This is a genomic window from Myxococcus xanthus (assembly GCF_013116825.1).
Classification (GTDB): Bacteria; Myxococcota; Myxococcia; order Myxococcales; family Myxococcaceae; genus Myxococcus; species Myxococcus xanthus_B.
This window is the reverse complement of sequence record NZ_JABFNS010000232.1, coordinates 1-7,147: the sequence shown is the minus strand read 5'-3', so window position 1 is coordinate 7,147 and position 7,147 is coordinate 1. Positions and strand designations below refer to the sequence as shown.

Genomic DNA, 7,147 nt, shown 5'->3' with positions numbered 1-7,147 from the left:
GCCCCGGACCGCGCGCAGGCCCCGCCCCTCGCGCGCCCCCTCACCGTCGCGCACCGCCGCGGCACCGCGCGCCTCCGAACCCGCGGAGCCGCTGTCCGTCGGGCGCCCCTCCGGCGTCCCAGCCCATGACCGTGACAGCCTGGCGGGCCGCGCCGTGGCGGGCATCACCCAGCGCGCCCTGGGGCCCGGCTTCCCGGGGTTGCTCGTGGAGCCTCCGCCCGCCGCGGCCCCCGACAACCGCGAGGACATGGCCCGGCGCTACTTCGAACAGATGTTCCGCGACCGCTTCGAGGACCTTCCCTACCCCCACGAGGCGCGGATGGCGGGCATCGAAGGGTCCTTGGTGCTGCGCATCTCCGTGGGCGTGCAGGGCCAGCTGGTGGCCCTGGGGGTGCTGGGCCCCTGCCCCCACCCCCTCCTGTGCGAAGCCGCGCAGGAGGCGGTGCGGAATGCCGCGCCCTTTCCACCGCCTCCGCCCGCGCTCGGCGGCCGGGTCACCGTCGAGCTGCCCTTCAACTACCACCTGGAATGAGCGCGCGTTCGAAGCCGCGCTAGCCGGCGCGCATCCATCCTTCGCGCTCCAGCAGTCCCGCCACGCGGGCGGCCAGCTCATCGCGGATGCGGTGGACCAGGACGTCCGACTTGCCCTTGGGGTCTTCCAGCGGCCAGTCCTCGCGCTGGAGCCCCGGCACCAGGGGACAGGCCTCGCCGCATCCCAGGGTGATGAGCCATTGCGCGTCCCGGGCCAGGTCGTCCGTGAGCAGGCGGGGCTTCACGTCGTGCAGGTCGATGCCGATGTCCCGCATGGCCGCGAGCACTTCGGGATGCACCTTGTCGCCAGGGCGCGTCCCCGCGGAGACGGCGCGAGCCTTCTGGGGGTCTGCCATCACGTTGAAGAACGCCTCCGCCATCAGCGAGCGGCCAGCGTTGTGTACACAGGCGAAGATGACCTTGTTCATCAGACGTCCAACTCCATTCATCAAAGGTTCACGCGCCCCTCCCCGCGCGAAGTGACTTTCGACATGTCCAATGGCTTGCATATCCCACGGAGGCCTGGCCGCAAAGGGAGAGGCCGGGCGGACGGAAGGCCACACGCGCCTACCTTTGGCGGGCTCAATCCATTGCGCATGTGAAAAACGCCTGCAACTGCAACGCGGCGCACAACCAGGGTGCGCCCGCCCGCGCGGAGGCAGGCATGCATCGGTTGACTCCGCCATGCGGAGCGTGCCGCCCTGGATGTGGAGTGTCTTCTGGGCCGGGGTGCGGGGTGTTGCTCGCGGTGGACCCGGCCGAGCAGTCCGGCAGCACGGTCTTCCGCTGGCTCGCCAGGCGACCGCCGGTGACACAGGCGGGCCACGACAAGTCCGTCCTCATCAAGCTCGACACAGGGGCGGTGTGGGCCAGCCAGCGCGCGCGGCGGAGGGAGACACGCGCGGCGGCGGCGTCCCGGCCCGGCGCCCCCGAGGAACGGGAGGCCTGAGCCGGGGACGCCCCTGACACGGCGGAACGGCTACTCCAGGCCCGCGGCCTGACCGTCGGCGCCGGCACCGCCCAGCACGAAGCCGTCGAAGGCCACGTTGGCCATCAGCTCCACGCGCTCCTTGTGCTTCTTCAGCAGCTCCACGTTGGCGGCGGCCGCCTTCTTGGATGCCTCGGACAGCGGCTCCTCCTCGTTCGCGCCGGGCTCCTCAATCGCGTCCAGCGTCTCCTGGAGCTGCGCCCGGGCCTCCTCCAGCTGTGCGCGCTCCTCGTCGGCGAGCGAGTCGTCCGCCAGCCGCTTGTCGACCTCGGCCAGCTGCGTCACCATCATCTTCCGGCCCTGCTCCGCCGCGGCGCCAATCTGGTCCAGGCTGTCGGCCACCATGGAGGCGTAGACAGTGGTGGTGATGCTCTGGAACTCGGCGGGCGACATCCCCTGCTCCTTGAGGCCGGCGATGTACGCCTTGCGCACGTCCGCCATCAGCCCCATGAACAGGCCCGCGGCGTCCACGGCCGCGTTGAAGCCCGGCTTCTCGTCACCCTCGCCCGCGTGCTCGGCCTCGAACTCCTTGGACTTCACCTCGAAGGCCTTGAAGGCCGGCAGCGCCGACTCGCGCACCGCCAGGTACGCCAGCAGCCGCTGCTCGTCCAACGGCAGCACCTGCCCCTCCGGGGGCGCCTTGAATGGATTGCTGGCGTTGAGCTGTGTCAGCTCCTGCTCCTGGGCCTGCATCGCCTGCATGGCTTCGATGCTGCCGCCGAACTTGTTCTTGGCCCAGATGCCACCCGCCAGCATCAAGCCGATGCCCGCCAGGATGAAGACACCGCAGCCGATGCCCAGTCCGATGAGGACCTTCTTCATGAAACCCTCCAGGGAAGACGTGTCACCACGGACCCCGTGCTAGCCGGGCTGGGCCCCCCGGAGCAAGCGTCACGGTGTCACGGAGCGTCAACGTCCGGGCGAGCAGGCGGCAGGGGCTGGCGCGGCAGGCGGGCCTGGAACGTGGTTCCCTCCTGCTCCGTGGAGTGGACGCGGACCACGCCGCCGTGAGCATCCACGATGTGCTTCACGATGAAGAGGCCCAGCCCCAGTCCGCCACCCCGGGCGCCCTTGCGCTCCGGGCGCTTCATCGGCTCGAACATGCGGGCCCGGAGCTCCGGCTCGATGGGCCCGCCCGCGTTGTGGACGGTCAGCAGCACGTCGTCGCGCAGCCCATGCGTGCGGATGCGCACCGGGCAGTGCTCCGGGCTGTAGCTGAGCGCGTTGTTGACCAGGTTGGTGATGACCTGGGCCAGCCGGTCCGCGTCCCACAGCCCGTAGCCGTCTCCCCGGCACTCCAGCTTCAGCGTCCGCTCCGGGCGGGTGAGCCGGACCTCCTCCACCACTTGCCGGGTCAGCTCGTGCAGGTCCAGCCACCGGGGCTCCATGGGAATGCCACCGCCCAGCCGGGCCTGCGTGAAGTCGAGCAAATCCCTCAGCATGCGCGTGGCGCGCTCCGCGCTGGAGTGAATGCGGCCCAGGCCCTTGCGGAGCCGTTCCTCCAGGCCTTCCCGCCGCAGCAGCGCGGTGGCGGACATGCTGATGGCGGCGAGGGGGTTGCGCAGGTCGTGGCTGACGATGCCGATGAGGAGCTGCTCGAACTCCGCGCGCCGCTTCGCCTCCAGCTCCGTGGCCCGCCGCTCGGAGATGTCCTGCATGGCGCCCACCATGCGCACCGCCTGGCCCTTGGCGTCCCGGACCACCTGCCCCCGGTCGGCGACGACGGCCCAGGTGCCATCCCCTCGCAGGAAGCGGTACTCGTCCGCCCAATGGCTCGCGCCCCGGTCGAAGACGGCCTGCAAGTCCCGGGCAATCCGCTCGCGGTCCTCCGGATGGATGTTCTCCATCCACCACGCGATGTCCTGCGGCGGGGCGCGCGCGGCCAGCCGGAACTGGGCGGCGGCCAGCTCACTCCACTCGACGGTCCCCGTGTCCAGGTCCCAGTCGTAGATGACGTCGCTGGTCGCCAGCGTGGCCAGCCGGTAGCGCATCTCCGACTGGCGCAGCACCTCTTCGGCGCGCCGCCGCTCGCTGATGTCCAGCGACACGCCCGCCACGCTCATCACGCTGCCGTCAGGCCCGATGACGGGGGAGACGCCCGTCATGAAACAGGAGCCCGCCATCTCCACCTCCAGGGTGAAGGACTCGCCCTCCTGGGCGCGCAGCGTGGCGGCCACGAGGTCCGGCCGGTCGCGGTACACGTCGAACGCGGAGCGCCCCACATAGGCGCCTCGCTCCAGCCCCAGCGCGCTCAGCCGCTCGCCCTCGAAGAGGGTGATGATGCCCTGCGCGTCCGTGGCCCAGAGGATGACGGGCAACTGGGTGACGATGCGGCGCAGGTGCTCGCGGGCCTCGTCCCGCTCGCGCTCCAGCCGCTTCGCCTCGGTGAAGTCGGTGGAGAAGCCGCACACGCCAACGACGCGCCCCTCCGCGTCCGGCAGGGGGAACTTGAGGCTCTGGAAGACGTGCAACCCGTCAAGGAGCGGCACGTGCTCATCAACGGTGAGCTGCTGGCCGGAGTCCAGCACCTGCCGGTCATTGCCGGTGACGGCGCTGGCGACCTCCGCGGAGAACAGCTCGAAGTCGGTGCGCCCCATCACATCGCGCCGGAGCATGCCGGAGGCCCTCTCGAAACCGTGGTTCACGTAGAGGTACCGGCCCGCCGTGTCCTTGGCGTAGATGATCGTCGGCGCGTGGTCGAGCAGCCCGTGCAGCCAGGCCCCCGTCGCCCCCGCGGTGCGCTCGTCCTCCAGGGAGGACTGGTCCACCGCCTCCACCAGCCCCGCGTCGAGCACCTGGGCCAGCGCGCGCAGCCCCGCGAGCTCGGGGACCCAGCCCACGGCTTCCAGGCTCTCGAGGATGGCCTCGCGCAGCGCGCCATACTCGAGCACCAGCGAGCTGACACCGAAGCCCGCCAGGTAGCGCTCACGTCCATACTCACGGCCCAGGGTGCGAGCCTCCGCCAGCCGTGCCGCCAGGGAGGGGACTCGGAGCAGCGCCCCGAGCCGCCCCACGAGCATGTGGAGGACCCCCGCATCCGCGATTGCCAGGGGCGCGAGCGCTCCGAGCGCGGCGCCCACCCCCGCCATCAGGCGCCGGGTGATGTCCTCCCGCAGGACATCCAAGACGTCCGGCAGCGAGAGCGTCGGCGTGACGCTTGGACTCATGCGCGCGCCTTCATGGTCGATGATTGCCCTGGCATCTTTTCACCAGCCCCCCAGCCAGGAACGCCCGCCCTCTCCATGCGGGCCGCGCGTGGCTGTTATCATTGGGATACATCCCATCCCCCGGCGGGACTGCCCGTCTCCGAGTCAGGCTCGGATGATGCCTCGCGGAAGAGACAGCCACGGCGGAGCCTCGTCCGACAGGTGGCTCACCGCTGACAGGGGACGGGCGCGCAGGCCCCCCAGACACCGCGCCTCGCCAGCCGGGCCTGCGCCTCCAGTGCCTGGAACTCCGCGCGTCTCGAACGGCCCGCGGGAGGAACGTGGAGCACGCAGGCATGGCCCCTCTCCACCAACAGCGTGTTCACCTCGCGCCCCTCCACGGACACGTAGGCGAGGAGCCGGCCGAAGCGGTCCTCGCACGCCTCGCCATAGGTCAGCACGACCCGCCTGCCCTCGACGAGTCCCCGGTTGAAGGCATGCGCCTCCGGACCGAAGCAGTCACCGCCCGCGCCCGTGCGCTCCGGTGCATCCGCGAGCAGGTAGCGAACACGCTCGCCGCTCTCCAGGACGACCGTGTCCCCATCCAGGACCTCCGCCACCCGTCCTGAAGCGGGGCCGCAAGAGACTTCCGCGTCCCCCCCACCACAGGCCGCCAGCCAACAGGCCAACGCACATTGCATCAAAGCGCGCATGCGCGGTTCACCCCTCCTGGCGTGCCCCGGTCTCCCCGGCCATAACGGGCCGACTCGGGGGCGGGACAGAAGCTCCCGGGCCAGTCATTGCGCTGCGGGTCACTGCGCCCGGGGTCGAGCTGTGAGGACACACCTGGGATGGCCGCGCCGGTCCACGACACGGCGTCGAGCACGCGCCCGTCCACCGAGAGCTCGAGCTTCCGGCTGCCCGTTGTATTCGCCAGGTTGAAGTTGAAGGTGCCCAGCACCGCGGGCAGCCCGCCATTGAGGGCCGCGTCCTCACTGCGCGCCAGGACCGCGCGACCTCCTGCCTTCACGGCCAGACACAGCGCCGAGTCGAACGTCGCGCGGCCTCCGCTCTCGTTGGACAGCGACACACCATTGAGGTCCACGTCGCGCAGCGCGAGCACCTCCACCCACTCCCCCATGGCGTCCGCGACCGCCTGTGGGTCCGCCATGAATTCGGTGAGGACGAGCGAGCCCCCATCGGGCACGCGGCGCGCGCGCGCCCTCCCGGTGGTCCGGTCAATACATCCGTCCTCGAGCGTCCCGGCATCCACGCCGCCATCGGAGGGTCCTCCGTCACCAACGCCGCCCGGCGTGCCCCGTCTCCCTCACAGACACGATTCCCACGACCGGGCGTCCCCACGTTGCCGCGCGAGCCATAGGCGGCCGTCGCTGCGCACCATGCGGCGGGCGCGTCATTCTGGGCAGCATCCGCGAGCGGTGCGGACACCTGCGTGGCCACGCCATCCACCGCCAGAGCGTAATCGACCGCGTCGACCACCACGCCTCCGGCCTTCACCTGCAACCGGCCGCCCGCATTGCGCAGGTCCATGTTGAACGTCGCCACGGGCGGAGGAAGCCCTCCGTTGAGGGTGGCATCCGTGCGACGGGCCAGCACCGCGTACTCCCCCGCCGAGAGCGACAGGCACCCCTCCGCCTTCACCGTCGCCTCACCCGCCTCGGCGACCAGCGTCACGCCGTTGAGGTCCACGGGGGCCGTGGCTCGCAGCTCCACCCACTCACCCAAAGTGTCGTCGCCACGCGGATTGGCCATGACCTCCGTGATGACCAGATCTCCAGGCGCCGGAAGCACGACAGGTCTCACGGCATCGGCGCCCACGGACCTGCACGTCGCCACCACGCCCGCGTCCTCGGGGACACCCGCGTCACCCACGTGGCCACAGGGGGCGTTCGCGGCGCCGGGACTCCCCTGGAACGTCGCGCCGGTACCGGCGTCGGGCGAGTCACACCAGCGAGCCAGGTCATCGTTCCCCGCCATGTCCGGCACCAGGCGGCCGTCATAGATGCGCGACGCCCCGCTCTTCGCGGGCGCGGAGAGCGGGACCTCATCCAGTACCCGCGCACCGCACCGGATGCCCAGCCGTCCGCCCGAGTTCCCCAACGCCCCCAGCCCGTCGCCATAGGCGTGGTCCACGTGCGCGGGCACCGGCCCGTCACGCACGTCACCCAGCACCAGGTAGTCTCCTGCCGACACCGTCATCTCCTCGAGGAAGGCATAGGCCGTCTCCTGCGAGCCATCCGCGCGGGACGCGTAGAGCGTCAGCCCATTCAGGTCCACGGGGCCGCGCGTGGGATTGTGCAGCTCCACGTACTCCTGGCCCGTGTCCGTCCCCACCGGGTCGTTGAGGTACTCGGTGATGGCGACATCACCGGGCAACAGCCCCGCGCACGCCGCGTCCACGTCTTCGTCCAGGGGCGTGCCACCACACGCCCACGCGCCCGCCAACCCCAGCAACCAGCCC

6 protein-coding genes and 1 pseudogene are annotated in these 7,147 nt (G+C 71.1%); 2 read left to right on the top strand and 5 right to left on the bottom strand.

Annotated features, from left to right (window positions below):
• Nucleotides 1-532: TonB family protein (locus tag HNV26_RS36330; RefSeq protein WP_171444708.1), on the top strand; the 532-nt coding region annotated here is incomplete at its 5' end.
• Between the two features lie 19 nt (nt 533-551).
• Here the strand turns inward: HNV26_RS36330 and HNV26_RS36325 are convergent.
• Complete coding sequence (locus HNV26_RS36325; RefSeq protein WP_171444707.1) at nt 552-959, bottom strand: arsenate reductase/protein-tyrosine-phosphatase family protein; 408 nt, start codon at nt 957-959, stop codon at nt 552-554.
• A gap of 284 nt (nt 960-1,243) precedes the next feature.
• Between HNV26_RS36325 and HNV26_RS36320 the strand changes: the two genes are divergently transcribed.
• Nucleotides 1,244-1,480 carry a hypothetical protein gene (locus HNV26_RS36320; RefSeq protein WP_253817375.1) on the top strand — a complete coding sequence of 79 codons (237 nt, stop codon included), beginning with the start codon at nt 1,244-1,246 and terminating at the stop codon, nt 1,478-1,480.
• Nucleotides 1,481-1,510: 30 nt separating this feature from the next.
• Here HNV26_RS36320 and HNV26_RS36315 read toward each other — a convergent pair whose 3' ends face one another.
• The 4 genes and pseudogenes from HNV26_RS36315 to HNV26_RS36300 all read right to left on the bottom strand — a co-directional run.
• The gene (locus tag HNV26_RS36315) at nt 1,511-2,341 is read right to left on the bottom strand and encodes a hypothetical protein (protein ID WP_171444706.1); all 831 of its coding nucleotides are present in this window, start codon (nt 2,339-2,341) and stop codon (nt 1,511-1,513) included.
• 77 nt (nt 2,342-2,418) lie between these two features.
• Entirely contained in the window at nt 2,419-4,686 is a 2,268-nt protein-coding gene (locus HNV26_RS36310; RefSeq protein WP_171444705.1) for a PAS domain-containing sensor histidine kinase, read from the bottom strand.
• Between the two features lie 206 nt (nt 4,687-4,892).
• The gene (locus tag HNV26_RS36305) at nt 4,893-5,285 is read right to left on the bottom strand and encodes a thermonuclease family protein (RefSeq protein WP_366817103.1); all 393 of its coding nucleotides are present in this window, start codon (nt 5,283-5,285) and stop codon (nt 4,893-4,895) included.
• Between the two features lie 80 nt (nt 5,286-5,365).
• Nucleotides 5,366-7,147 (bottom strand): annotated as a pseudogene (locus tag HNV26_RS36300) (lamin tail domain-containing protein); the annotation flags it as partial.